This window comes from Nonomuraea fuscirosea (assembly GCF_035917475.1).
GTDB lineage: Bacteria > Actinomycetota > Actinomycetes > Streptosporangiales > Streptosporangiaceae > Nonomuraea > Nonomuraea fuscirosea.
The window spans coordinates 1,689,540-1,714,307 of sequence record NZ_CP109074.1 but is presented as its reverse complement, the minus strand read 5'-3'; the positions used below and the strand labels follow the sequence as shown (position 1 = coordinate 1,714,307).

Here is a 24,768-nt window from a genome sequence, read left to right as displayed (position 1 = left end):
TTGCAGTGTGACATTGTACTGCTTCAAGACAGCACGTCACCTGCGGAAACATACGCACCATGAGATAGAGGTGCCTGTGAAATCACTGTCCACACCCCGCCGGAATCTGGTGATCGCCGCCGCCGCGCTCCTGAGTCTCACGCTCGCGGGCTGCAACTCCGACGTCTCCCAGGTCTACTCCTCCAGCGCCCCGCCCAGCGGCAAGACGGGCCCGGTGCGCATCGCCCTGCTGGCCTCCTCCAGCCAGAACGGCTTCAACAAGGCCGTGTACGACGGCGCCGTGGCCAGGGCCAAGGAGTACGGCGACGTCGAGGTGACCATCTTCGACGGCAAGTTCGACAGCCAGACCCAGTTCAACCAGGTCCAGAACGTCGCCAGTCAGGGCACCTACGACGGCATCGTGCTGGTGCCCAACGACAACGTCGGCATCGCGGCCGCGATCCCGGCCGCGGCCCGCGCCAAGATCCCGGTCGCCACCACGCTCTTCCCCGTCGGACCCAAGCTGACGGAGCTGAAGCCCCAGGTCGAGGGCATCGTTTCCACGGTCGCTGCGGACACGGAGGCCAACTCCGAGAAGCTCGCGGAAGGCGCGGTGAAGTACTGCGAGGGCAAGGACCCGTGCCGGGTCGCGATCCTCATCGGCCAGCTCCAGTTCCCGTTCGACAACCTGCGCAACAAGGCCTACCGCTCGGTCCTGGACGGGCACCCCAACATCAAGGTGGTGGCCACGGGCCAGGGCAACTACGACCGCGACACCTCGCTGAAGGCCATGCAGAACATCCTCCAGGCCAACCCGAAGCTCGACGTGCTGCTGTCCAACGCCGACCAGCAGACCATCGGCGCCCAGGTGGCGCTGGAAAGCGCCGGCGTCGACCTGACCAAGATGTACGTGACGGGCGGCGGCGGCAACCAGGAGGCCATCAAGCAGGTCCGCGCCGGCAAGTGGGCGGCCGACCAGGTGGACTTCCCCAACAGCATGGGCAAGGCCGCGCTCGAGCAGGTGGTCAACGCGGTGCGCGGCCAGCCGGTCACGCCGGTCATCGACGCCAACACGCTGGGCCCCGTACCGGTGATCGTCACGAAGGAGATCCTCGGCGAGCACCCCGACTTCACGGGCGAGTGGGCCGATTGATGGAGGGCGCGACCCCGGCGGCGGCCGTCACCGTCCGCGACCTGTCCGTCCGCTTCGGCTCCACCCAGGCGCTCGACTCGGTGTCGCTGTCCCTCGCCGAGGGCGAGGTGCACGGCCTGGTCGGCGAGAACGGCGCCGGCAAGTCCACGCTCGGCAAGGTCGTCGGCGGGCTCTACCAGCCGGACTCCGGCGAGCTCCAGGTGTTCGGCCGGCCGGTGCACCGCTGGGACACCAGGCGGGCCCAGGACGCCGGCGTCGTGATCATCGCCCAGGAGCTGTGCCTGGTCCCGGCCCTGACCGTGGCGGAGAACGTGTTCCTCGGCCGGGAGAGCCGCACGTTCGGCGTGCTGCACGCGGACCTGCGCGCCCGCTACCGGAAGCTGGAGGAGATCTGCGGCTTCGGGCTCCCGCCCGACGCGCCGGTCGAGACGCTGCCGATCGCCGATCAGCAGAAGGTCGAGATCATGCGGGCCCTGGCCCGCGAGGCGCGCGTCATCGTGATGGACGAGCCGACGTCGTCGCTGACCGCCGACGAGAGCGAACGCCTGCACGAGATCATGCGCTGGCTGCGCGAGCGCGGCACCACCGTCGTCTACGTCACCCACTTCCTGGACGACGTGCTCGCCAACTGCGACCGCGTCACGGTCATGCGGGACGGCCGGGTGATCAGGACCGCCGAGGCCGCCGCGGAGACCAAGACCGGCCTGGTCGAGGCGATGCTCGGCGAGCCCGTCGACATGCTCCTGCCCGATCTGCCCCCGGCGCCGCCCCCGGACACGAAGCCGGTGGCCGAGATGCGCGACGTCCGCGGCGACGCCGTCAGGGGCGTCTCCCTGCGGGTCCGCCCAGGAGAGATCGTCGGGCTGGCCGGCCTGGTCGGCAGCGGGCGCACGGAGATCGCCAGAGCCCTGTTCGGCTGCGACCGGATCGAGTCGGGGCAGGTGCTGTTCCGCGGCGAGCCGGTCACGGACGCCTCGCCGCGGGCATCGATCGCCCGCGGCATGGCCATGATCCCCGAGGACCGCCGCGCCCAGGGCCTGGTGCTGCAGCGCCCGGTCCTGGAGAACGTCACCCTGCCGCACCTGGGCCGCTTCTCCCGCTCCGGGGTGCTGTCGCGCGGGAGCGAGCGCGCCGCGGTGCGCGAACTGGTCGAACGCCTCGGCGTCCGCCCGGCCGCGCTCGACGGCGACGTGTCGGTCTACTCCGGCGGCAACCAGCAGAAGGTGCTGTTCGCCAAATGGCTGCTGGGCCGGCCGGAGTTCCTCATCCTCGACGAGCCCACCAGGGGCGTGGACGTGGGCGCCAAGTCCCGCATCTACCAGCTCATCGTGGAGGTCGCCGCGGCCGGCACCGGCATCCTGCTCATCTCCTCCGAGTTGGAGGAGGTGATCGGCCTCAGCCACCGGGTGCACCTCGTCCGCGGCGGCGCGGTCGTCGGCGAGGTGCCGGGGCCCGGCACGTCCGTGGACGAGATCCTGCAGCGCCTCTTCGAGGTCGAGCAGCCCCAGCAGTCACCGTCAGCCGACGAAACGGAAACCGGAGGAAGGCCATGACCGCCACCGCATCGGCGCGAGCGGGATCCGGCGTCAACGTGCCGGCCCTGGTCCGCCACTACGCCGTCCTGATCATGCTCGTGGCGCTGTTCGTGGTGCTGAGCGTGTCGACGTCGTCGTTCCTCACTCTCACGAACCTGCTCAACATCCTCAACCAGAACGCCCCGCTGGCGATCATCGCGGTGGCCGGGACGCTGGTCGTCATCTGCGGCGGCTTCGACCTGTCCACCGGGGCGATCTTCAGCGTGGCGAACGTGGTGGCCGCCTGGGTGGCGCTGCACCTGAACAGCCCGGTGCTCGGCCTGATCGCCGCGCCGCTGGCCGGCGCCGCGCTGGGCCTGGTGAACGGGGTGGCGATCACCCGGTTGCGGATCCACTCGTTCCTCGCGACGCTCGCCTCCAGCCTCGTGTACGCCGGGCTGGCGGTGCTCATCACCGGCGGGTTCCTGATCAGCGTCCAGGCCACCGGCTTCACCGCCCTCGGGCGCGGCGGGATCGGCCCGGTCTACTACGCGATCGTCATCCTGGCCCTCTTCGCCCTGCTGTCCGGATTCCTGCTGAACCGCACGGCGTTCGGCAGGTACGTCCTGTCCGTCGGCGGCAACGCCGAAGCCGCCGAGCTGTCCGGCATCCGGGTGAACCGGATCAAGCTCTACACGTTCCTCTACAGCGGCCTGGCCGCCGGCATCGCGGCCGCCATCGGGGTGTCGCGGATCGGCACCGGGCAGCCCCAGGCCGGCGACGGCATGCAACTGCTCGCCATCGCGGCGGTCATCCTCGGCGGCACGAGCATCTACGGCGGCGTCGGCGCGATCTGGCGCTCGGTCTGCGGCGTGTACCTGCTGGCGCTGATCGACAACGGGTTCGACATCCTCAACGCGAACCCGTTCTTCAAGGACCTGACGACCGGCGTGGTCATCCTGGCCGCGGTCGCCCTCAGCGTGGCGAGCAAGCGCCGATGATCGAGCTGTCGGTCCTGGTGCTGCCCGACCGCGATCCCGCCGCCTTCGTCGCCGACGTACGGGCCGCGGAGGCGCTGGGCGTGCGCACCGTGTGGACCTATGACCATCTGACCTGGACCCCGCTGAAGGACCGGCCCTGGCACGCGGCCGTGCCGATGCTGGCGGCGGCGGCCGTGGCCACCTCCCGGGTACGCCTGGGCACGCAGGTGGCCACGCCCAACTACCGCCATCCGGTCACGTTCGCCAAGGAGATCATGACGCTCGACCACCTGAGCGGCGGCCGGCTGGAGATCGGCGTCGGAGCCGGCGCGGAGGGCGCGGACGCCGCCGTGCTCGGCGACCCGCCGCGCTCGCCGGCGGAGCGGGCCGGCCGCTTCGCGGAGTGGCTGGGGCTGCTCGACCACCTGCTCACCCACGACGTCAGCACCGTACGCGGCCCGCGTTACAGCGCCGTCGAGGCCCGGCAGATGCCCGGCTGCCTCCAGCGCCCGCGCGTGCCGCTGACCGTGGCCGCGACAGGACCCCGCGCGATGGCGCTGGCCGCCCGGCACGGCCAGGCCTGGGTGACCTACGGCGCCTACCGCCGGCAGGACGAGCCGGAGGACTGGTTCGCCGCGCTGGAGGAGCAGGGGCGCAGGCTGGACGCGGCGCTCGACGCCGCCGGCCGGCCGCGCGCGGCGCCGCGCCGGATCGCGCAGGTGGCGCTGGACATGACCTGGCCGTTCGAGAGCCCGGACCGCTACGCCGACTTCACCGGCCGGCTGCGTGACGCGGGCTTCCACGAGCTCACCCTGCACTGGCCGCGCCCGGACGACGCGAGGGGGATGCCGTCCGGAGCTCTGGACCTCGTCGCGGCCACGCACCAATCATCCAGAAGGGCATCCAGGAAGGCGGAACGATGAGCAGGCTTGCGATCGACGTCGGCGGAACGTTCACCGACGTGGTGGAGCTGAACCCCGGGACGGGCGCGCTCAGCTTCGGCAAGGTCCCCACCACGCCGGACGCGCCGGCCCGCGGCGTCATGGACGCCTTCGGCCTGGCCGGGTCCGGCACGCCGGCCATCACGATGTTCACGCACGGCACCACGCTGGGGCTGAACGCGCTGCTCACCAGGGCAGGAGCGCGCACCGCCGTCATCGGGACGAAGGGGTTCCGTGACGTCTACCTGCTCGGGCGCACCGACCGCAGGACGAACTACGACATCACCTACAGGAAACCGCCCGCGCTGCTGGACCGCTACGACACCTTCGAGGTGAACGAGCGGTGCCGGTTCGACGGGAGCGTGCACACGCCGTTCGACACCGAGGACGCCCGCCGGGTGGCCGCCGTCGTCGCCGAACGCGGGTACGGCTCGGTCGCGGTGGCGTTCCTGCACGCGTACGCCAACCCGGAGCACGAGCTGCGCATGCGCGAGGTGCTGGCCGAGGTCGCGCCCGAGGTGGCGGTCACGCTGTCGCACGAGCTGTCCAGGGAGTACCGCGAGTACGAGCGGACCAGCACCGCCGTGCTGGACGCGTACGTCAAGCCGATCGTGCACCGCTACCTGCGCGAGCTGGAGGGCGAGCTGGCCGCCGGCGGCTTTCGCGGGCGGTTCCTGATGACCCGCTCCGGCGGCGGCGCGATGACCGCGCAGGCGGCCCGCGAGCAGCCGGTGAGCCTCATCCTGTCCGGCCCGGCGGGCGGCGTGATCGGCGCGGCGGCGCTGTCCAGACTGCTGGACGAGCCCAACCTGATCACCATCGACATGGGCGGCACCAGCCTCGACGCCTCGCTGATCCTCGACCACGAGCCGGTGCTCTACCAGGGCGCGGAGTTCGAGGGGCTGCCGATCAACACCCCGTCGCTCTACATCCACACCATCGGCGCCGGCGGCGGATCGATCGCCTGGCTGGACGAGGCGGACGCGCTGCAGGTCGGCCCGCAGAGCGCGGGCGCGGCGCCGGGACCGGCCTCGTACGGCAGGGGCGGCACCGCGCCGACGTTCACCGACGCCGCCCTCGTGCTGGGTCATCTCGGCTCGGACAGCCCGCTGGGCGGCAAGCTCGCCCTGGACCGCGAGCTGGCCGACAAGGCGCTGCAGCCCATCGCCACCCGGCTCGGCCTGGCCACCGAGGCGCTGGCCCGCGGCGTCGTGCAGATCTCCACGATGAAGATCATGGGCGCCGTGCGCGCGATCACGGTGGAGCTCGGGCGCGACCCGAAGGACTTCGCGCTGCTGTCCTTCGGCGGCGGAGGCGGCCTGGTGGCCGTCGAGGTGGCCAGGGAGCTGGGCATCTCGACCGTGATCGTGCCGCCGGGGCAGGGCGCGTTCTCCGCGTTCGGCATGCTGCTGGCGGACGTGCAGCACGACTTCGCCCGCACCGCCGTCACGCCGCTGGCCACGCTCGACGCGGCCGACGCCGACGCCGTCTACCGGGAGATGGAGGCGGCGGCGGTCGAGCAGCTGGAGTCGGAGGGCTTCGGGCCGGACCGGCGCGCGCTGACGCGCACGCTCGACGTGCGCTACCAGGGGCAGGAGCACTCGGTCACGGTCGCCTTCCCCGGCGACCCGGCCACGTTCGCCGCCGCCGTGGCCTCCGCCTTCGCCGAGCTGCACGAGCGGCAGTACGGCCACACGATGGACGACCCGGTCGAGGTCACGACCCTGCGGCTGCGCGCCACCGGCACGGTCGACAAACCGGAGCTGCCGACCGTGGCGGAACGATCGTCCGGCGAGCCGCGGCCGGCCGGAACCCGGCGGGTCTACCTGTCACCGGACGAGCCGGCCGTCGAGTACCGCGTCCACACGCGCGAGGAGCTGCTGGCGGGCGACCGCGTCGCGGGACCGGCGGTGATCACCGAGCACACGGCCACGTCCGTCATCCACGCCGGCGACAGCCTGCGCGTCGGCCGGTACGGCGAACTGGTCATTTCCGTGAACGACAGGACCGGGGGACAGCAGTGAGCGGCACCACGCACTCCACCAGCACCGACTCGATCACCACCGACTCCATCACGACCGAGATCATCCGGCACGGCCTGCTCGCCGCCGCCGACGAGATGGCCCGCAACCTGTGCCGCACCGCCTACAACACGGTGGTGTACGAGATCCACGACTACGGCATCGGCATCCACGACGCCCAGGGCGACGTGGTGGCCGACGCGCCGGGCATCGCGGTGTTCACCCGCGGCAACGACCACGGCATCAAGCGGGCGATCGAGTTCCTCGGCCGCGACGCGCTGGAGCCCGGCGACGTCTTCATCCTCAACTATCCGTACTGGGCCTCGGCCCACACCCTGGATCCGCTGGTCTTCGCGCCCATCCACCACGAGGACGAGCTCATCGGGTTCGCCTCCTGCCGGATCCACGTGCTGGACCTGAAGCAGAAGGACCCCGGATACGTCCTGGACTCCACCGACATGTACCAGGAGGGCCTGTTCTTCCCCTGCTCCCGGCTCTACCGGCGCGGGGTGCAGAACGACGACGTGTTCAACATCGTCCGGTTCAACAGCCGGATGCCCGAGCGCACGATCGGCGACATCCAGGCGCAGGTCTCCGCGTGCGTGACCGGCGTGCGGCGGACTCAGCAGATCGCCGCCAAGTACGGCGCCGGCGTGCTGGGCGCCGCGATGGACGCCATCAACGACCACGGCGAGCGGCTGGCCCGGCTGGCCCTGGCCAAGCTGCCGAAGGGCACCTGGTCGGCGCACGACTTCGTGGACAGCGACGGCGTGGACGCCGACCGCCTGATCAAGATGAACGTCACGGTGACCATCGGCGACGACGAGATGGTGATCGACTGGACCGGCAGCGAGCGCGACGTCAAAGGGCCGATCAACCTGCCCGTCGGCCAGACCGAGGCGTTCTGCAGCCTCGTCTTCAAGGCGCTGACCACGCCGGACACCCCCGTCGTGGCGGGCAACTTCCGCCCGCTGCGGGTGGTCACCGAACCGGGGTCCGTGATGCACGCCGTGCCGCCGATGCCGACGTTCACGCTGTGGACCGGCCTACTCGGCGGCGAGGTCGTGCTGAAGGCGCTGGCCCAGGGCATGCCCGACCGCGTGCCCGCCTGCTCGGGCGGCGACGTGTGCTCGATGATGGGCCTCGGCGTCAACCCGCGCACCGGCGAGGCGTGGCTGGAGGCCACCAACGAGGCCGTCGGCTTCGGCGGGCACGCGGGCGGCGACGGCGAGGACGGCATCATGCACCTGTCGGAGCCCGGCTGCCGCAACAACCCGGTGGAGGTGCTGGAGACCAAGTCGCCGATGTTCATCGAGTCGTACGGCTACCGCCCCGACAGCGGCGGCCCCGGCCGGCATCGAGGCGGCGTCGGCGTCGGCCGTACGTACCGCTTCACCGCTCCCTCGACCGGCATCTGCCTGGTCTACAAGACCAGGACCCGGCCGTGGGCCATCGGCGACGGGATGCCCGGCGAGAGCAACCACGTCATCCTCAACCCCGGCACCGGCCGCGAGGTGGTGCAGGGCGGCAGCTACAACCGGCTGGACGCGGACGAGGTACTGGTCAACAACACCGGCGGCGGGGGCGGCTACGGCGACCCGTTCGAACGCGAGCCGGTCCGGGTGGCCGCGGACGTGCGCAACGGGTTCGTCAGCGTGGCGGCGGCGGCCCGCGACTACGGCGTCTCGGTGGACCCGGTCACGTTCGAGGTGGACGCGGAGGCCACCGAGCGGCTGCGCGCGAGCCGCTGAGGGCACGCGCGGGCGCGAGAGGCGGGCCGGTCACTGGGGGCGTCCCAGGACCGGCCCGCCTCAGCAGGTCTCCAGCTGGGCGCAGGCGACGAAGTGGCCAGGATCGGCCTCGGCCAGGCCGCCCGTGCCGCCCTTCAGGTGGTAGAGGCAGGTCTCCACGGGCACGGCGTCGTCCCAGGTCTCGTGCAGGCGGGGCACGGCCGACAGCAGCTCGCGCGTGTAGGGGTGCAGCGGGTCGCCGAAGACGCGCTCGGTCGGCCCCATCTCCGCCACGCTCCCCCGGCGCAGCACCACCGTGCGCTCGGCCAGGTAGTTGCCGAGGGACAGGTCGTGCGTGATGTAGAGCACGCTCAGGCCCCTGACCTTCAGCTCGGCCAGCAGGTTGAGCACGTCGATGCGGGTGGAGGCGTCGAGCATGCTGGTGATCTCATCGGCGACCAGCAGCTTGATGTCCAGCAGCAGCGCGCGGGCGATGAGCAGGCGCTGGAGCTGGCCGCCGCTGAGCTGGTGCGGATACTTGCCGAGCACCTGCCCGGGGTTGAGCCGCACGTCGCGCAGCGACTCCTCGACCTTGGCCGCCCACTCCGGCCCGGGGACGGACGGGTAGTACGCCTCCTTGATCATGGTGAACACCCGGTCCGCCTTGAACACGGGGTTGAAGGAGCTGAACGGGTCCTGGAAGATGCCCTGGACCCGCCGGTAGTACTCCTTGCCCGCGCGCACGGGCAGCCCGTCGAAGGTGATGGAGCCGCTGGTGACCGGGTTCAGGCCGAGGATCATCCGGCCGATCGTGCTCTTGCCGCTGCCGCTCTCGCCGATCAGGGAGACGACCTCGCCGGGGACGACCTCGAAGCTCACCCCCCGCACGGCCGCGACGCTCTTGCCGCCGAAGGCGCCGATCCGGAATTCCTTGGTGACGTCGTCGAGTCTCAGCATCAGGCCTTCCAGCAGGCTACGTGGTGGTCGGGGGCGAGCTCGGCCACCGGCGGCTCCTGCGCGCACTCCTCGCCCGCGATCGGGCAGCGGTCGCGGAACCGGCAGCCGGCGGGCGGGTCGAGCAGCGACGGCGGGCTGCCGGCGATGCCTTCCAGCCTGCGCTCGGTGTAGCGGACGCCGACCTCGGGCAGGGATTCGAGCAGCAGCCGCGTGTACGGGTGCCGCGGCGCCTTGACGATCACGTCGGCCGGGGCCTTCTCGGCGAGCTTGCCCGCGTACATGACCATGATCGAGTCGGCGATGTGGTGGGTGAGCGCGAGGTCGTGGGTGACGAAGATCATGCTCTTGACGTAGCCGCTGTCGCGGAAGCCGAGCAGGGCGCGGGCCACGGCCTTCTGGGTGGAGACGTCGAGCGCGGAGGTGACCTCGTCGGCGATCAGCAGGGACGGGTCGAGCAGGGTGGAGATGACCATCACCATGCGCTGCTTCATCCCGCCCGACAGCTCGATCGGGTAGCGGTCGAGCACCTCGCGGCGCAGGCCGACCTGGTCCATCCGGCGCTCCAGCACGGCCGTGTCCAGGGTGGTGCCCCGCGACCTGAGCAGCTCGGTGACCATCCTGCGGATCTTGCGGGTGGGGTTGAGCGCGCTCATGGCGTACTGCGGGATGAGGGAGACCTCGCGGAAGCGGAAGTCGTTCATCCGGCGGTCGTCGTCGATCGGCAACTCGTGGCCGTCGAGCGTGACCGTGCCGCCCACGCGGCGCATGCGCCCGTCCATGCGGATGAGCGACTTGCCCAGCGTGCTCTTGCCGCAGCCGGACTCGCCGACCAGGCCGAGTATCTCGCCGTCGCGGAGCTCGAAGCTCATGCCGTCGAGGGCGCGCACATCCCCCTTGAGCGTCCTGTAGTACACCCTCAGCTCGTTGACCTGCAGACTCATGTCTCCCTCAGTTTCGGGTTGAAGACCTCGTCGAGCCCGACGTTGGCCACGTAAAGGGCGCCCACGATGGCGGTGATGGCGGCTCCCGGCGGCACGAACCACCACCACATGCCGAGCTGGAGCGCGCTCCACTGGTTGGCGTTCTGCAACATCAGGCCGAGCGAGACCCCCTCGGTGGGGCCGAGGCCGATGAAGTCCAGCGAGGAGGCGATGAGCACGGACCCGCCGAACAGCAGGATGAAGGTCATGAACAGGTAGGAGCTCATGTTCGGCGCGATCTCCCTGGCGATGATCTTGCCGGTGCCGGAGCCGCTCATCCTGGCCAGGTCCACGAACTCACGCGTACGCAGCGAGAACGTCTGCGCCCTGATCGCCCGCGCCGCCCACGGCCACTGCATCAGCCCGATGAACAGGCCCTGCACGGCCACGCTGCGGATGCCCAGGTAGGCGTTGATGATCAGCAGCACGGCCAGCGTCGGGATGACCAGGATGACGTTGGTCAGCATGTTGAGCACCTCGTCCACGATCCCGCCGCGGTAGCCGGCCACGAAGCCGACGAACATGCCGATGACCGCCGCGATGCCGCCGCCGATCACGCCCACCACGAACGTGCTGCGCAGCCCGTGCACGAACTGCAGGAACACGTCCTGGCCGAACGTGGTGGTGCCGAACCAGTGCTCGCCCGAAGGCGGGCTCATCGGCCGGGTGCCGTAGTCGTTGGGCACGCCCGCGAACAGCAGCGGGCCGAACAGGCCGAGCAGGAGCAGCACGAGCACGATCCCGAACCCGGCCATCAGCTTGCCGTTGCGCACCGCGAAGTAGAGCGCCTCGCGGCGCACCCCCGCCGGCTCGCGCGGGGCGGCTTCCTGGATCGTGGTCATGCCTGCGCACCCGCCATTCCCGCCCTGGTCCGCGGATCGACCACGACGTAGACGATGTCGATGATGAAGTTGGCGATCAGCACGCCGAGCACGATGAACAGGAACGTGCCCTGCAACAGGAAGAAGTCCTTGTTCTGGATGGCCTTGAGGATCAGGCTGCCGAGACCCGGATAGGCGAAGACGATCTCGGTGACCAGCGCCCCCGCGACCAGCACGCCCAGTTGCAGGGCCAGGCCGGTGATCTGGGGCAGGACGGCGTTGCGGAAGGCGTACCTGCGGATGAGCCGGCTCGGCGCGCCGAGCGCGGACAGGTAGCTGGAGTAGTCCGACTCCAGCTCATAGATGATCATGTTCCGCATGCCGATGGCCCAGCCGCCCAGCGCCACCAGGAACAGCGACAGGAACGGCAGCGCCCAGTGGTGCAGCAGGTCCAGCACGAACGTCCACGACCAGTTGGGCCGCATCGAGAAGCTGTAGCCGCCGGCCACCGGGAACCAGCCGAGGAGCACGCCGAACCCCCAGGCCAGCAGCACGGCCAGCCACATGTACGGCATCGCCGTCAGCACGTAGCCCACCGGCAGGACGGTGTTGTCGAGCAGCTTGCGGCGCGCGGCGTACGCGCCGAACTGGTTGCCCACCACCCAGCTCAGCAGCACCGAGGGGATGATCAGCGCCAGCGTGTACGGCACCGCCTGGGTGATCACGTCGGCGACCGGCGTCGGGAAGAGCCAGATGCTGATCCCGAAGTCCCCGTGCGCGAGCGCGCCCCAGAAGTTGACGTACTGCTGCCACAGCGGCTGGTCCAGGCCGAACAGGTTGCTGTAGTAGGCCCGCATGGCCTCGACGGCCTGCGCGTTGGTGACGTTGGCCCGCGCGACCATGCTGGCGATCGGGTCGCCCGGCATGAAGCGCGGGATCATCCAGTTGACCGTGACGGCGACGAAGAAGGTCAGCCCATAGATGAGGAGTTTTCTACCGAAATAACGACGCACGTGTCTCTGTCTCCGGGAGGGGCCCTCCGCCCCGGATCCCAGTGGCGGGTCCCAGTGGCGGGCCCCAGCGGCGGGCCAGGGGCGGAGGGCCGGAGGGTTCGTCCGGTCAGGTCGTCACGAGCCGGAGGGCTGCAGTTGGGTGAGCGTCTCGAATCCGCCCAGTTCCAGCCAGTTGCGCCACATCACGGCACCGGTCTTGGGCGCGCCGCCTTCGGCGGACGGCCAGTTCTTCCACACGCTGGTGCTGGACTGGGCCCACAGGCCGTTGTACCAGAGCGGGATGATCGGCATGTCGTCGAGATGGATCTGCTGGAGCTCGGAGATGATCTTCTGCATGCCGGCGGTGTCGTCGGTCTTGACCTGGTCGAGCTGCTCGACGAGGTCCCACGCCTTCTTGTTCTCGTAGCGGGCGAAGTTGACCGTGTTCTGCTGCTTCTGGATCGGCAGCTGGAACATGTACTCGTAGTAGGTGTACGGGGAGTTCGACAGCTGCCGCTCGTTGTTGATCAGCAGGTCGAAGTCACCCTTGGCACGCCGCTCGACCAGCGCGTTGAAGTCGGGGAAGTCGGGCGTGATCTGGATGCCGACGGTCTTGGCGCCGGCGGAGATCGACCGGGCCGACTCCATCCAGTCGGTCCAGCCCGACGGGACGATGAGGCTCAGGCTGATCTTGGAGCCGTCCTTGTTCTCGACGTACCCGTCGCCGTCGCCGTCCTTGTAGCCCGCCTCCGCCAGCAGCTTCTTGGCCTTGGCCGCGTCGAAGGTGAAGCCGGACGAGGAGACCACGCTCTGGTCCACGTACTTGTCCCACTGGGGCAGCAGGCCGGTCGGGCTGGCCGCCTTGACCAGGTTGCCGTACACGCCTTCGACGATCTTCTTGACGTCCACGGACGCGGCCAGCGCCTTGCGGAAGGCCGGGTCGTCCATCGGCTTCTTGGTGGTGTTGGGCACCAGCCAGGCGGTGTTGGCCGAGAGCATGTAAGGCGGCTCGTTGTAGTACGTGGTCAGCCCGAAGTTGCCCTGCACCAGGTTGGCCACGCCGGGCAGGAAGTTGTTGCTGAGGTCGAGCCCCTTCTGCAGCAGCATGCCCATCGCGACCTCGTTGCTCGGGGTGGCGATGTCGACGATGTAGCGCGGCTTGGGCTCCATGCCGAGCGTCGTCTTGCCCCACCAGTCGTCGCGCCGCTGCAGCACCACGCGGTCCTGGTCCTTGCTGAGGAACTTGTACGAGCCCGTGCCCACCGGGTTCTCGTTGATGCCGTCGAGCACCTCCTTCTCCGAACGGCCCTTCCAGATGTGCTCGGGGACGATGGAGCGGCTGTAGAGCATGAAGTCCCACTGCTGGTAGTTCGCCGTGGAGAAGGTGAACTTCACCGTCTGGTCGTCGGTGGCCTCGACCGACTTCAGCCAGTTCCACAGGTGGTGGTACGGGATCGTCTCCATCTTGCCGAGCTCGAAGGAGAAGGCGACGTCCTTGGCGGTGAAGGGCTGGCCGTCGGACCATTTGATCCCCGGCCGGAGCTTGACCTCGTACGTGGTGTCGTCGGTCCAGGCGCCGCTTGCCGCCAGCCACGGGCTCAGCTTGGCCGCGGTGGTGTCGTAGTGGAACAGCGTCTCGTACACCAGGCCCTTGGTGCCGACGGCCGAGTCCCATTCCCTGATGGGGTTGAAGTTGGGCGGCGGCCCCCACTGCGTGCCCGTGGTGTAGAGCGTCTCGTTGCGCGGCAGCTGGTCGGGGTTGGTCACCGCGCCCTGGCTGCTCTGCGGCTGGGAGGCCGGCGGGGTCGGCGTGGATCCGCCGCCGGTGCAGCCCGCGGCGAGCAGGCCCGCCGCCACGAGCGGAATCAAGATCCGAGCCCGGTTACGCATCGCTTCTCTCCTTCCTCCGCGCACGGCGCGAAGGTTCGCACGTCTGGCCAGACACCCCGATGGGACGACCTCCGCCGGCCACCCTGGGAGCGCTCCCAAGGCTGAGGCGAAAGCCGGTGAGCGATCATTTCTCGGTCGATGGATGAGGACTGAGGGATCCGCTGAACCGGATAAGTACCGCGAACGTAAATTCCCCGTGACCACGCCGTCAAGAGCCGTGACGTTTTCGAGACGTGCTCCCGCAAACGCTCTCACCGGCCGGGATCCCCTCTGTACAGGCACGATGCGGAACAGCCCGATTGACCGGTTCAACTCTTGGCGATCTTGCCAACCGCGCGCGGGGGTCCGCCGTCCTACTTCTGTCACATTCGCCAGAAAGGACTCAATGGTGAGACTTGTCCCCACAGCCGTCGCCACGCTCGTGGCGATGGCGACGCTCGGCGCCGCGCCCGCCCAGGCCGCGGCCCCCCGCCTGAAGATCGCTGAGATCTTCTACGACTCCCCGGGGGCCGACAGCCGCTCCACCGGCTCGCTGAACGCCGAGTACGTCACCCTGCTCAACACCACCAAGAGGACACTGAAGCTCAAGGGGTGGAGCGTGCGGGACAAGACGGGTTCCACCTACACGTTCATGACCGGCGTCGTTCTGAAGGCCAGGAAGCGGATCACCCTCCGCTCCGGCCGGGGCACGGACGGGAGCGGCCCGGGCGGCCGCATCGTGCACTGGAACCGCGACCGGTACGTGTGGAACAACGACCAGGACACCGCCTACGTCCGCGACCCCAAGGGCAGGCTCGTCGACTCGTGCTCCTACAAGGCCAGCACCGGGTCCGCCTCCGTCGGCTGCTGACCACACCGCCGCCCGCGGGACTTCCGCGGGCGGCGGCCGGCTGCGGCGAAGCGGTCACACCAACCGGGTGACCTTGCCGGTGTCGAGCGAGTAGTACCCGCCCACGATCTTGAGTTTCCGGCGGGCGACGCGCGGGGCGAGCAGTTCGCCGGCCTTGAGGTCGGCCACGACCATGGTGGTGTTGATCCGGATCATCCGGTCCACGTCTCCGCGGGCGCGCTCATAGGCTGGTCGCAGGTCGTCGACGATGCGTTGCAGGTGGCCGGGAAGCTTGGCGCCCTTCTTGAGGGCATGAGCGGCGGCGGTGACCGCGCCGCAGCGCTGGTGGCCGAGCACCATGATCAGAGGTGTGTCCAGTTCGGCGGGGCCGTACTCGACGGCGCCGGCGACGAGGGGGTCGATGGTCTGGGCGGCGCTGCGTACGGCGAGGATGTCACCGATCCCCACGTCGAAGACGATCTCCGGGGGGACGCGGGAGTCGATGCAGGAGACGACCACCGCGTACGGTTCCTGCTTCCTGGCGGCCTCCGCGCGCCGGCCGAGGTCCTGGTGGGGGTGGGTGGAGGCGTCGGCGGCCCAGCGGCGGTTGCCCTCGCGCAGCTTCGCCCACGCCTCGTCGGGGGTGGCGGGCCGGCGCGCGGAGGGTCGTGCGAGGCCGCGCGCCGGCCCGCCGTCTAACAGGACCCCTCCGGCGACCAGTCCAGCGGCGAGCAGTACTGCCCGGCGGTCAACGATCTTCTTAGACATGGGATCCAGTATGCCGTATACCAGATGGGGCCTTGATCGCCGGGGTGCCTCATCGATCCGCGTCCTGGGGGAGTCCTCGCGGGCGGCGGTCGTTCCGGTTCCCTGCCTGCGCGACCGAGATGCCGTCGGACGCGGCGCCCAAGACGATCTGCAGCACCCCGCCCGACACGCTCACCGGCCACCGCCATCAGCGCGGCGGTCAGCGCCGCGCCCGCGGTGAGCTGGAGAGGGCGTCAGAGCCAGCCCATGCGCTGGGCCGTGCGGATGGCCTCCAGCCGGTTCTGGGCGTTGAGCTTGGTCATGGCGCTGGACAGGTAGTTGCGCACGGTGCCCTCGGTCAGGTGCAGCTCGGCGGCGATCCTGGAGATCGCGGCCCCGTCGCCGGCCAGGCGCAGCGCGTCGCGCTCGCGCTCGGTCAGCGGGCTGTCGCCGGCCGCCATCGCGGCGGCGGCCAGCTCCGCGTCCAGGTAACGGCCGCCCGCCTGGACCTTGCGGATGGCCATCGCCAGCTCCTCCGCCGAGGCGTCCTTGCCGAGGAAGCCGCTGACGCCCGCCGCCATGGCCCGGCGCAGGTAACCGGGGCGGCCCAGGCTCGTCAGGATGACGATCTTGCACTGGGAGCTGATCCGCTCGGCCGCGCTGAGCCCGTCCATGCCCGGCATCTCGATGTCGAGCACGGCCACGTCGGGCCGGTGTTCCGCGACGGCGGCCACGACCTCGTCGCCCCGGCCCACCTGGGCCACGACCTCGATGCCGTCCTCCAGGTCGAGCAGGGCGGCGATGGCCCCGCGGATCAGGTGCTCGTCGTCGGCCAGCAGCACGCGCGTGGTCATGCCGGCACCGCCGCCCTGAGCCGGTAACGGCCGTCCGCGGTCGGCTCGGCCTCCAGGGTGCCGCCCGCCGCGCGTATCCGCTGCGCCAGCCCGGCCAGGCCGTTGGGCGCGTGTTCGCCCGCGGGCCCGCTCACGCCGTCGTTCGACATCTCCAGCACCCCATCCTCGATCGTGATCGTGCAGCGTTCTGCCCTGCTGTGCTTGAGGACGTTGGTCACGCCCTCGCGGACGACGGTGGCCAGCAGCGTCCGCGTCTCCGGCGGCAGTTCGCCGGTGTCGGCGCGCACGGTGCAGCGCACGTCTGCCGCCTCCAGCACCGCGCGCACGCTGGCCAGGACCTCGTCCAGGTCGATGGCCCGGTAGTTCTGCACGACGGCGCGCACCTCGCGCAGGGACCGCCTGGCCAGGTCGCGCACCTCGAACATCTCGGCCGCGGCCGCCTCGCGGTCGGTGGCGAGCGCCCTTTCCGCCCGCTCGGTCCGCTGGGCGACGTCGGTGAGGCTCTGGCCGAGCAGGTCGTTGAGGTCGCGGGCGAAGCGCAGCCGCTCCTCCGAGACCGCCAGCCTGGCCAGCGCCTCCTCGCCCTCATGCGCCTCGGTGGTCAGGCGCCAGAGCGCCAGGTTGCCCCACACCACGGCCAGGCAGATCGCGGTGAGCACGGCCTGGACCAGCATCAGCAGGGAGATGATCCACCCGCCGATCCACCACACGAACAGGTTGGCCACCGCGATCGAGGCGAGCGCCACGACGAGGGTCACGCGCTTGCGGACGAAGGGCGCGAGCAGCGCCACCCAGGTGGGGATCGCCCAGATCTGCGCGAAGACGGTCAGCAGCACCAGAGCGAGCACCCCGGTGGCCGCCAGCACGACGGTGGGCCGCCTGCCGCCCCGCACCGCGACGCGGAACGGCCGGGTGCTGAGCACGTTGAAGGCGAGCAGCACGGCGACGCCGGCCAGCACGGCGAGCGGCGGCGTGCCCTGCTGCCAGTTGAGGTAGAAGCCGTAGTAGCCGAGCAGGGGGAAGATCAGGATGACGTCCGTGCAGTAAACGATCAGCCAGCGGACCCTGGTCAGCTTGGACGGGTTCCTGATCCGGTCCCACGCCTTCACGCCGGCACCTCCGCGCGCAGCAGGAACTCCCCGTCCCGCGTGGGTTCGGCGAAGAACGAGCCGCCGGCCGTGACCAGCCGCTCGGACAGGCCGCGCAGGCCGTTGCCGGGCGTGGCGGGCCGCTCCCCCACCCCGTCGTTGACCATCTCCAGCACGCCTCCGTCGATCCTGATCGCGCACCGCGTGGCCGCGCTGTGCTTGAGGACGTTCGTGCCGCCCTCGCGCACCGCCCACGCCAGCAGCGTCCTGGCGTCCGGCGACAGGCCGTCGAGGCGGGTCTCGATCACGCAGCTCGCGCCCGCCGCCTCCAGCGCGGTGCGCACGCCCGCGAGCTCCTCCTCCAGGTCGAGCGTCCGGTAGTCGTGCACCGCCTGTTGCACCTCGAACAGCGACCGGCCGGCCAGCCGGCGCACCATGGCCATCTCGGCCGCGGCGCGGTCGACAGCCTCGGCGGCGTCCTTGGTGGCGAGCTTGGCGGCCAGTTCGCTCTTCAGCGTGATGACCGACAGGCTGCGCCCGAGCAGGTCGTGCAGGTCACGGGCGAAGCGCAGCCGCTCTTCGGCCACGGCCAGCCTGGCCGTGGCCTCCCGGCTCTTGTGCGCGTCCCTGATCACCCACCAGAGCCAGCGCCACACCAGCATGCCGAGGACCATGATCGTGCAGTTGAAGACCTCGACGGCCAGCACGCCCGGCCACGCCTGCCGGCTCTGCGCGACGTAGGAGGACATGAGCAGGACCACGGTCACCGCGAGCAGCGCCGTCGGCCACGGCCGCAGATAGAGCGCGGCCAGCGTCACCCACAGCAGCGGCACGTCCACCCACGTCGTCGTCACGTCGCCCGAGTGCGGCAGCAGCGGCACCAGGCCGAACGCGCACGCCGCGCTGACGAGCAGCAGCGGCGACGGCTTGGGCCTGTGCTCGAAGGCCCGCCGCATCAGGAGGGGGAAGAGGCCGAAGAAGCCGGCCAGCAGGAGGATGGCGAACGCCGTCTTCAGCGGCGGCAGCTCTCCCTGGACGGTCGCCAGGACGCTCCAGGTCGTGTACATGAGGAACACCAACGCCATCGAGGCGTCCATCCAGTACAGCAGGAGCTTCTTCGCGGTCTCCGGACGTGTCGCCATCACGCCCTCCCCGCCGCCTGAAACCTTCCCGGTCAGCGGAATCCTATCTATAGGACGAGGTACGCCAAAGAATGCGTGACACGTCCGGATCCGGGGTGACCCCGCGCAGCGAGAGCCAGGCCAGCCCGTGGTGGGTGGCGTAGGCGGCCAGCTTGCGGGCGTCGAGTTCGCTCAGGTCTGCCCGGCCCGCCAGCACGGGTGTCAGCGCGATGCGCGGCCAGGCATGACCGGGCTGCGCCAGGCCCTGGGCCCGCGCGATCTGCGCCCCGGCCGCCCGTACGGCGGTGGCCACCCGGCCCAGGCGGGCGCCCCGGGCGGTGCGCGGCTCGATCGGGGCCAGCAGGTTGACGGTGGCGACCTCCGCGCCGGCCTGGCGGGTGGCGCGCAACATGGCGACGTCGCCGGGGGTGAGCCCGTCGTGCCGCAGCGGCAGCGTGAAGCTGACCCGGAGCCGCCGTTCGCGCTGCACGGCCTGGATGGCGCGGGCCCGGCGCAGCACGGCGGCCCTGTCGGCGCTGTCGCGGACCTCGAAGACGATCTCGGCGGCGTCGAAGGCGCCGACCACCCGGCGATAGGCGGCGCTCAGGCCGCCCGGCCTGGTGCAGGTGGCGGCCAGTTCGCGGCCCTCCGGGCCGCCGAGCACGGGGGCCGCGTCGCCGCCCATGGCCCTCAGCCTGGCGATCCGGCCCGCCATCGGGCTCCTGCGCGGGCCGGCCGCGCCGCTCCAGCGGGGCGTGCAGCCGTCGCCGCCGGCGACGAGGTGGCCGAGCGCGTACCGGCGGACCCCGGTGCGGCGGGACTCGGCGGGCAGGTCGAACGCGGGCTGCCTGGTCAGGTCCACAAAGCCGACGAACCCCACGAACGCGGCGGGAGGCTCGTCGGCCTGGGCCGGTAACGGCGCCGGCGTGGCGGGCGGGCGCGCGGCGGGCGGGCGGGACGGCGAGGCCGCGCCCGCCGGGAGCATCCTGATCGCCACAGCGGTGGCGGTGGCGAGCAGAAGGGCCCCGAGCAGGGCGAGCGGGCGGGGGAGCGTGCCCGGCTCCCTCTTGTGCCGAGACATGTGGCCACCCCAGGTGGTCGATCGGCTACGGAACGGCGCTGGCGGGTGGAACGCTAGCAACCCCGCGTGGCGACGCGCGGGGCTTTTCCGGTACGCGTCCGTTGTGTGCGGATAATGTGCACATGAAGTTGCGGATCTTCACCGAACCTCAGCAGGGCGCCACGTACGACGACCTGCTCTCCGTCGCCCAGGCCACCGAACGGCTTGGTTTCGACGCCTTCTTCCGTTCTGACCACTATGCGCGCATCGGCGCCGGCGACCCCGGTGCCGGCTCGTCGGACGCCTGGATCACCCTGGCCGGCCTGGCCCGCGAGACGTCCAGGATCCGCCTGGGCACGCTGGTGACGCCGGCCACCTTCCGGCTGCCCGGACCGCTGGCGATCAGCGTGGCCGGGGTGGACCGGATGAGCGGCGGCCGGGTGGAGCTGGGCCTCGGCACCGGCTGGTTCGACGCCGAGCACGCGGCGTACGGCATCCCGTTCCCGCCGGTGGGCGAGCGGTTCGGCCGGTTCGAGGAGCAGCTGGAGATCATCACCGGGCTGTGGACGGCCGAGAAGCACTACTCCTTCGAGGGCAGGTACTACCGGCTGGCCGACTCGCCCGCGCTGCCCAAGCCGGCGCAGTCGCCGCGCCCGCCGATCATCATCGGGGGGTTCGGGGCCAAGCGCACGCCCCGGCTGGCGGCCACGTACGCGGACGAGTACAACCTGCCGTTCCACGGCCTGGCCGACACCGGCGCGGCGTTCGACCGGGTGCGCGCGGCGTGCGAGAGCACCGGGCGCACGCTGACGCTGTCGGTGGCGCAGACCACCGTGGTCGGGGCCGACGACGCGGAGGTCGAGCGGCGGGCCGCCGCCATCGGCGAGGACGCGGGCCGGCTGCGCGAGAGCGGCCTGGCGGGCACTCCCGCCGAGGTGCTGGAGAAGATCGGGAAGTTCGCCGAGCTCGGAGCGGAGCGGGTCTACCTGCAGATTCTCGACCTGAGTGACCTGGAGCACCTGGAGCTGATCGCCGCCGAGGTGCTCGCGCACCTGTAGTAATCGGTTGGACACTTCGTGGCATTACGGCAGACTTGGCCCGTGCTGCTGACGATCACGACCACCGCCAGGCCCGCGACCGACCTCGGATTCCTCCTGCACAAGCATCCCGAGCGCGTGCAGGAGTTCGGCCAGTCGTTCGGCACGGCCACGGTGTTCTATCCCGAGGCGGGCGACGAGCGCTGCACGGCCGCGCTCATGCTGGAGGTCGACCCGATCGCGCTGGTCAGGTCGCGCGGCAAGAACTCGCCCGACTTCAGCCTGTCACAGTACGTCAACGACCGCCCCTACGCGGCCTCCTCGTTGCTGTCCGTGGCGCTGGCCGACGTGTTCAGGACGGCTCGGGCGGGCCGCTGCAAGGCCCGGCCCGAGCTGCCCGGCAGGCCGCTGCCGCTGGAGCTGCGCCTGCCCGCGCTGCCCTGCCGGGGCGGCCCCGACCTGGCGCGGCGGCTGTTCGAGCCGCTCGGCTGGGAGGTGGAGGCCCGGCCCGTGCCGCTGGACGAGGGCTTCCCCGAATGGGGCGAATCCCGCTATGTCGGGCTGACCCTGCGCGGCACCGCGCTTCTGTCCGACGCGCTCAACCACCTCTATGTGCTGCTGCCGGTCCTCGACGACGCCAAGCACTACTGGATCGCGCAGGACGAGGTCGACAAGCTGATCAGGGCGGGCGAGGGCTGGCTGCACGGCCATCCCGAGCGCGGCCTGATCTCCCGGCGCTACCTCGGCCGGCGCTGGGCCCTGGCGCGTACGGCGCTGTCGCGGCTGGCCGAGCTGGGCGACGAGACGGAGGAGGAGCTGGAGCCCGCGGTCGAGGAGGACGCCCCGGCCGGAGCCACCGCCTCCGACGAGGCGGCCGCCGCCGAAGCCGAAGCCGCCGCCACGGACGCCGACACCGCCGCCGCGCGGGCCGGGTCCGGGAGTGCGGAGACCGCCGGGGCGGAGGGCGAGGGCGCCGCCGGACCGGAAGGTGAGACCGGGGCCAGGCCGAAGCCGCTCAACCTCAAGCGGCGCGAGGCCGTGCTGACCAAACTGGAGGAGCTCGGCGCGTCCAGCGTGATCGACCTCGGCTGCGGCCAGGGCGAGCTGGTCGGCGCGCTGCTGTCCCGGCCCAGGTTCACCAAGGTCAGCGGCATGGACGTCTCGCCGATGGCGCTCACCATCGCCGCCCGCAAGCTGCGCCTGGAGCGCATGCCGGACGCCAAGCGCGCCCGGCTCACGCTGTTCCAGGGTGCGCTCACGTACGCCGACAAACGGATGACCGGCTACGACGCCGCCGTCCTGATGGAGGTGATCGAGCACGTCGACCCGCCGCGCCTGCCCGCGCTCGAACGGGTCGTGTTCGGCCGCGCCAAACCCCTGCACGTGATCGTCACCACCCCCAACATCGAGCACAACGTCCGCTACGAGTTCCTGACCGGCCTGCGCCACCCCGACCACCGCTTCGAGTGGACCAGGGCCGAGTTCGCCGCCTGGGCCGCCCGGGTCGCGGACCGGTACGGCTACCAGGTCGCCCTCGAACCGGTCGGCGACGACGACCCCGAGGTCGGCCCGCCCACCCAGATGGGAGTGTTCACCCGTGATCAGCGTTCCTGAGCTCTCCCTCGTGGTGCTCGTCGGCGTGTCCGGCAGCGGCAAGTCCACGTTCGCGAGCAGGCACTTCAAGCCCACCCAGATCATCTCCTCCGACTACTGCCGCGGCCTGGTCTCCGACGACGTCAACGACCAGTCGGCCACCCCGGCGGCGTTCGACCTGCTGCACCACATCGTCGGCGTGCGCCTGGCCAGGGGCCTGTTCACGGTGGTCGACGCGACCAACGTCCAGTACCAGGCCCGCAAGAGCCTCATCGACCTGGCCAGGAGCCACGACGTGCTGGCCGACGCGATCGTCCTCGACGTGCCCGAGGAGGTGGCGATCGAGCGCAACGCCGGCCGTCCCGACCGCGACTTCGGCCGCGGCGTGGTGATCAGGCAGCGCAAGGACCTGCGCCGCTCGCTCGGCAAGATCCAGCGGGACGGGTTCCGCCGGGTGCACGTGCTGCGGGGCCCCGAGGAGATCGACCAGGCGGTGATCACGTACGAGAAGGCGTGGTCCGACCGGACGGAGCTGACCGGCCCGTTCGACATCATCGGCGACGTGCACGGCTGCCGCTCGGAGCTGGAGACGCTGCTGCGCGAGCTGGGCTGGCGCTTCGACGAGCCGCTGCCGCGCCATCCCGAGGGCCGCACGGCCGTGTTCGTCGGCGACCTGGTGGACCGGGGCCCCGACTCGCCGGGCGTGCTGCGCCTGGTCATGGACATGGTCGAGGCCGGCACCGCGATCTGCGTGTCGGGCAACCACGAGCAGAAGCTGGTGCGCGCGCTCAACGGCCGCAAGGTCAACGTCACGCACGGATTGCGGGAGTCGCTCGACCAGCTCGCCGCGCAGCCGCCCGAGTTCGTGGAGCGGGCCAGGACGTTCATGGACGGCCTGCTCAGCCACTACCGGCTGGACGGCGGCCGGCTGGTGGTCGCGCACGCGGGCCTGAAGGAGGCCTACCACGGCCGCGCCTCCGGCCGGGTGCGCGCGTTCGCCCTGTACGGCGACACGACCGGCGAGACCGACGAGTACGGCCTGCCGGTGCGCTACCCGTGGGCCGACGAATACCGGGGCCGGGCCATGGTCGTCTACGGGCACACGCCCACGACCAGGCCGGAGTGGGTCAACAACACGATCTGCCTCGACACCGGCGCCGTGTTCGGCGGCCACCTGACCGCGCTGCGCTACCCCGAGCGCGAGATCGTCCAGGTTCCCGCCGAGAAGGTGTGGTACGAGCCGGCCAAGCCGCTCGGCGACGCGACTCGCGACCCCGGCATGCTCGACATCGGCGACGTGATCGGCACCCGGCACGTGGAGACCCGGTTCGGCGCCACGGTCAAGGTCATGGAGCAGAACTCCGCCGCCGCGCTGGAGGTCATGAGCCGCTTCGCGGTGGACCCGCGCTGGCTGGTCTACCTGCCGCCGACCATGGCCCCGCCGGAGACCTCCCGGCTCGACGGCTACCTGGAGCACCCGCACGAGGCGTTCGAGGAGCTCGCCGCCGCCGGGGTGGGCGAGGTCGTGTGCGAGGAGAAGCACATGGGCTCGCGGGCCGTGGCCGTGCTGTGCCGCACCCCCGAGGTGGCGCGCGACAGGTTCGGGGTGGCCGACGGCAGCACGGGCGCCCTCTACACCCGTACCGGGCGGCCGTTCTTCGCCGACACCGGGCCGCTGGTCGAGCGGCTGCGCGAGGCGTGCGAGCCGCTCTGGGCGGAGCTGGGCTCCGACTGGGTGGTGCTCGACTGCGAGCTGCTGCCCTGGTCGGCGAAGGCGGGCGAACTGATCAGGTCGCAGTACGCCTCCGTCGCGGCGGCCGCCCGCGCCGCGCTGCCCGAGGCGGTCGCCGCGCTGGAGGCGGCGGCCGGGCGCGGCCTGGGTGTGAGCGAGCTGCTCGACCGCACCCGGCGCCGGTCCTCCAACGCTGCCCTGTTCCGCGACGCCTACGCGCGTTACTGCTGGCCGGTCGACGGCCTGGAGGGGATCCGGGTGGCGCCGTTCCAGATCCTGGCCTGCGAAGGGCGGGCCACGGCGCTGGAGCCGCACGCCTGGCACCTGTCCACGCTGGCGCTGCTCGACTCGCCGCTGATCACCCCGACCCGGCACGTCTTCGTCACCCTCGACTCCCCCGAGTCGCGCGCGGAGGCGACCGCCTGGTGGGAGGCGCTGACGGCGGCCGGCGGCGAGGGCATGGTGGTCAAACCCGCCGTGCCCGCACCGGGCCGGGTGCAGCCGGGGGTGAAGGTGCGCGGGCGCGAATACCTGCGCATCATCTACGGCCCCGACTACACCGAGTCGCTCGACGTGCTGCGCCGGCGTTTCCTCGGCAAGAAGCGCTCCCTGGCGCTGCGCGAGTACGCGCTCGGCCTGGAGGCGCTGACCCGGCTGGCGGACGGCGAGGCGGGCTGGCGGGTGCACGAGCCGGTCTTCGCCGTGCTGGCGCTGGAATCGGAGCCGGTCGACCCGCGGCTGTGACGGGA

Annotated in this window: 20 protein-coding genes; 10 read left to right on the top strand and 10 right to left on the bottom strand. The window is 71.1% G+C overall.

Annotation, left to right across the window (positions count from 1 at the left end):
- The first annotated feature begins 70 nt into the window (after positions 1–70).
- From OIE67_RS07680 to OIE67_RS07655, 6 genes are read left to right on the top strand one after another with little or no spacing between them, the layout of a single operon-like run.
- Positions 71–1,132, top strand: a complete 1,062-nt coding sequence (locus tag OIE67_RS07680; protein WP_326638033.1) for a sugar ABC transporter substrate-binding protein — start codon at positions 71–73, stop codon at positions 1,130–1,132.
- Positions 1,132–2,685 (top strand): sugar ABC transporter ATP-binding protein, encoded by a 1,554-nt coding sequence (locus OIE67_RS07675; protein WP_326638031.1) that lies wholly within the window; start codon positions 1,132–1,134, stop codon positions 2,683–2,685. Before OIE67_RS07680 ends, OIE67_RS07675 begins: the two co-directional genes overlap by 1 nt.
- Positions 2,682–3,647: an ABC transporter permease gene (locus OIE67_RS07670; RefSeq protein ID WP_106234126.1), complete on the top strand. Its 966-nt coding sequence runs from the start codon at positions 2,682–2,684 to the stop codon at positions 3,645–3,647. The genes OIE67_RS07675 and OIE67_RS07670 overlap by 4 nt, the downstream gene beginning before the upstream one ends.
- Complete coding sequence (locus OIE67_RS07665; RefSeq protein ID WP_326638029.1) at positions 3,644–4,549, top strand: LLM class flavin-dependent oxidoreductase; 906 nt, start codon at positions 3,644–3,646, stop codon at positions 4,547–4,549. Before OIE67_RS07670 ends, OIE67_RS07665 begins: the two co-directional genes overlap by 4 nt.
- Positions 4,546–6,591, top strand: a complete 2,046-nt coding sequence (locus OIE67_RS07660; protein WP_326638027.1) for a hydantoinase/oxoprolinase family protein — start codon at positions 4,546–4,548, stop codon at positions 6,589–6,591. The genes OIE67_RS07665 and OIE67_RS07660 overlap by 4 nt, the downstream gene beginning before the upstream one ends.
- Positions 6,588–8,339: a hydantoinase B/oxoprolinase family protein gene (locus OIE67_RS07655; RefSeq protein ID WP_326638025.1), complete on the top strand. Its 1,752-nt coding sequence runs from the start codon at positions 6,588–6,590 to the stop codon at positions 8,337–8,339. The genes OIE67_RS07660 and OIE67_RS07655 overlap by 4 nt, the downstream gene beginning before the upstream one ends.
- A gap of 60 nt (positions 8,340–8,399) precedes the next feature.
- Here OIE67_RS07655 and OIE67_RS07650 read toward each other — a convergent pair whose 3' ends face one another.
- The 5 genes from OIE67_RS07650 to OIE67_RS07630 form a co-directional block, all read right to left on the bottom strand.
- A complete protein-coding gene (locus OIE67_RS07650) occupies positions 8,400–9,275 on the bottom strand; it encodes an ABC transporter ATP-binding protein (protein WP_326638023.1) in 876 nt (291 codons plus the stop codon).
- Positions 9,275–10,216 (bottom strand): ABC transporter ATP-binding protein, encoded by a 942-nt coding sequence (locus OIE67_RS07645; protein ID WP_326638021.1) that lies wholly within the window; start codon positions 10,214–10,216, stop codon positions 9,275–9,277. Before OIE67_RS07645 ends, OIE67_RS07650 begins: the two co-directional genes overlap by 1 nt.
- Positions 10,213–11,097, bottom strand: a complete 885-nt coding sequence (locus tag OIE67_RS07640) for an ABC transporter permease (protein WP_326638019.1) — start codon at positions 11,095–11,097, stop codon at positions 10,213–10,215. Before OIE67_RS07640 ends, OIE67_RS07645 begins: the two co-directional genes overlap by 4 nt.
- Complete coding sequence (locus OIE67_RS07635; RefSeq protein WP_326638017.1) at positions 11,094–12,089, bottom strand: ABC transporter permease; 996 nt, start codon at positions 12,087–12,089, stop codon at positions 11,094–11,096. The genes OIE67_RS07640 and OIE67_RS07635 overlap by 4 nt, the downstream gene beginning before the upstream one ends.
- 114 nt (positions 12,090–12,203) lie before the next feature.
- On the bottom strand, positions 12,204–13,958 hold the full coding sequence (locus OIE67_RS07630) for an ABC transporter substrate-binding protein (RefSeq protein WP_326638014.1): 1,755 nt from the start codon (positions 13,956–13,958) through the stop codon (positions 12,204–12,206).
- A 385-nt stretch (positions 13,959–14,343) separates the two neighbouring features.
- On the opposite strand from OIE67_RS07630, the gene OIE67_RS07625 reads away from it, so the two are divergent.
- Positions 14,344–14,808, top strand: coding sequence for a lamin tail domain-containing protein (locus OIE67_RS07625; RefSeq protein ID WP_326638012.1), 465 nt, complete (start codon positions 14,344–14,346; stop codon positions 14,806–14,808).
- A 54-nt stretch (positions 14,809–14,862) separates the two neighbouring features.
- Here the strand turns inward: OIE67_RS07625 and OIE67_RS07620 are convergent, their stop codons facing one another.
- The 5 genes from OIE67_RS07620 to OIE67_RS07600 all read right to left on the bottom strand — a co-directional run bounded on the left by OIE67_RS07620 (position 14,863) and on the right by OIE67_RS07600 (position 19,678).
- On the bottom strand, positions 14,863–15,555 hold the full coding sequence (locus OIE67_RS07620; protein WP_326638010.1) for a carbonic anhydrase: 693 nt from the start codon (positions 15,553–15,555) through the stop codon (positions 14,863–14,865).
- A 233-nt stretch (positions 15,556–15,788) separates the two neighbouring features.
- A complete protein-coding gene (locus OIE67_RS07615) occupies positions 15,789–16,388 on the bottom strand; it encodes a response regulator transcription factor (RefSeq protein ID WP_326638008.1) in 600 nt (199 codons plus the stop codon).
- On the bottom strand, positions 16,385–17,497 hold the full coding sequence (locus tag OIE67_RS07610; protein WP_326638006.1) for a sensor histidine kinase: 1,113 nt from the start codon (positions 17,495–17,497) through the stop codon (positions 16,385–16,387). The genes OIE67_RS07615 and OIE67_RS07610 overlap by 4 nt, the downstream gene beginning before the upstream one ends.
- Positions 17,494–18,618, bottom strand: coding sequence for a sensor histidine kinase (locus tag OIE67_RS07605; RefSeq protein ID WP_326638004.1), 1,125 nt, complete (start codon positions 18,616–18,618; stop codon positions 17,494–17,496). Before OIE67_RS07605 ends, OIE67_RS07610 begins: the two co-directional genes overlap by 4 nt.
- Before the next feature lie 43 nt (positions 18,619–18,661).
- Positions 18,662–19,678 carry a glycoside hydrolase family 18 protein gene (locus OIE67_RS07600; RefSeq protein ID WP_326638002.1) on the bottom strand — a complete coding sequence of 339 codons (1,017 nt, stop codon included), beginning with the start codon at positions 19,676–19,678 and terminating at the stop codon, positions 18,662–18,664.
- Between the two features lie 122 nt (positions 19,679–19,800).
- On the opposite strand from OIE67_RS07600, the gene OIE67_RS07595 reads away from it, so the two are divergent.
- From OIE67_RS07595 to OIE67_RS07585, 3 genes are read left to right on the top strand one after another with little or no spacing between them, the layout of a single operon-like run.
- Complete coding sequence (locus OIE67_RS07595; protein ID WP_326638000.1) at positions 19,801–20,715, top strand: LLM class F420-dependent oxidoreductase; 915 nt, start codon at positions 19,801–19,803, stop codon at positions 20,713–20,715.
- Between the two features lie 42 nt (positions 20,716–20,757).
- A complete protein-coding gene (locus OIE67_RS07590; RefSeq protein ID WP_326637998.1) occupies positions 20,758–22,308 on the top strand; it encodes a 3' terminal RNA ribose 2'-O-methyltransferase Hen1 in 1,551 nt (516 codons plus the stop codon).
- Complete coding sequence (locus tag OIE67_RS07585; protein ID WP_326637996.1) at positions 22,292–24,763, top strand: polynucleotide kinase-phosphatase; 2,472 nt, start codon at positions 22,292–22,294, stop codon at positions 24,761–24,763. Before OIE67_RS07590 ends, OIE67_RS07585 begins: the two co-directional genes overlap by 17 nt.
- Positions 24,764–24,768: the final 5 nt, after the last annotated feature.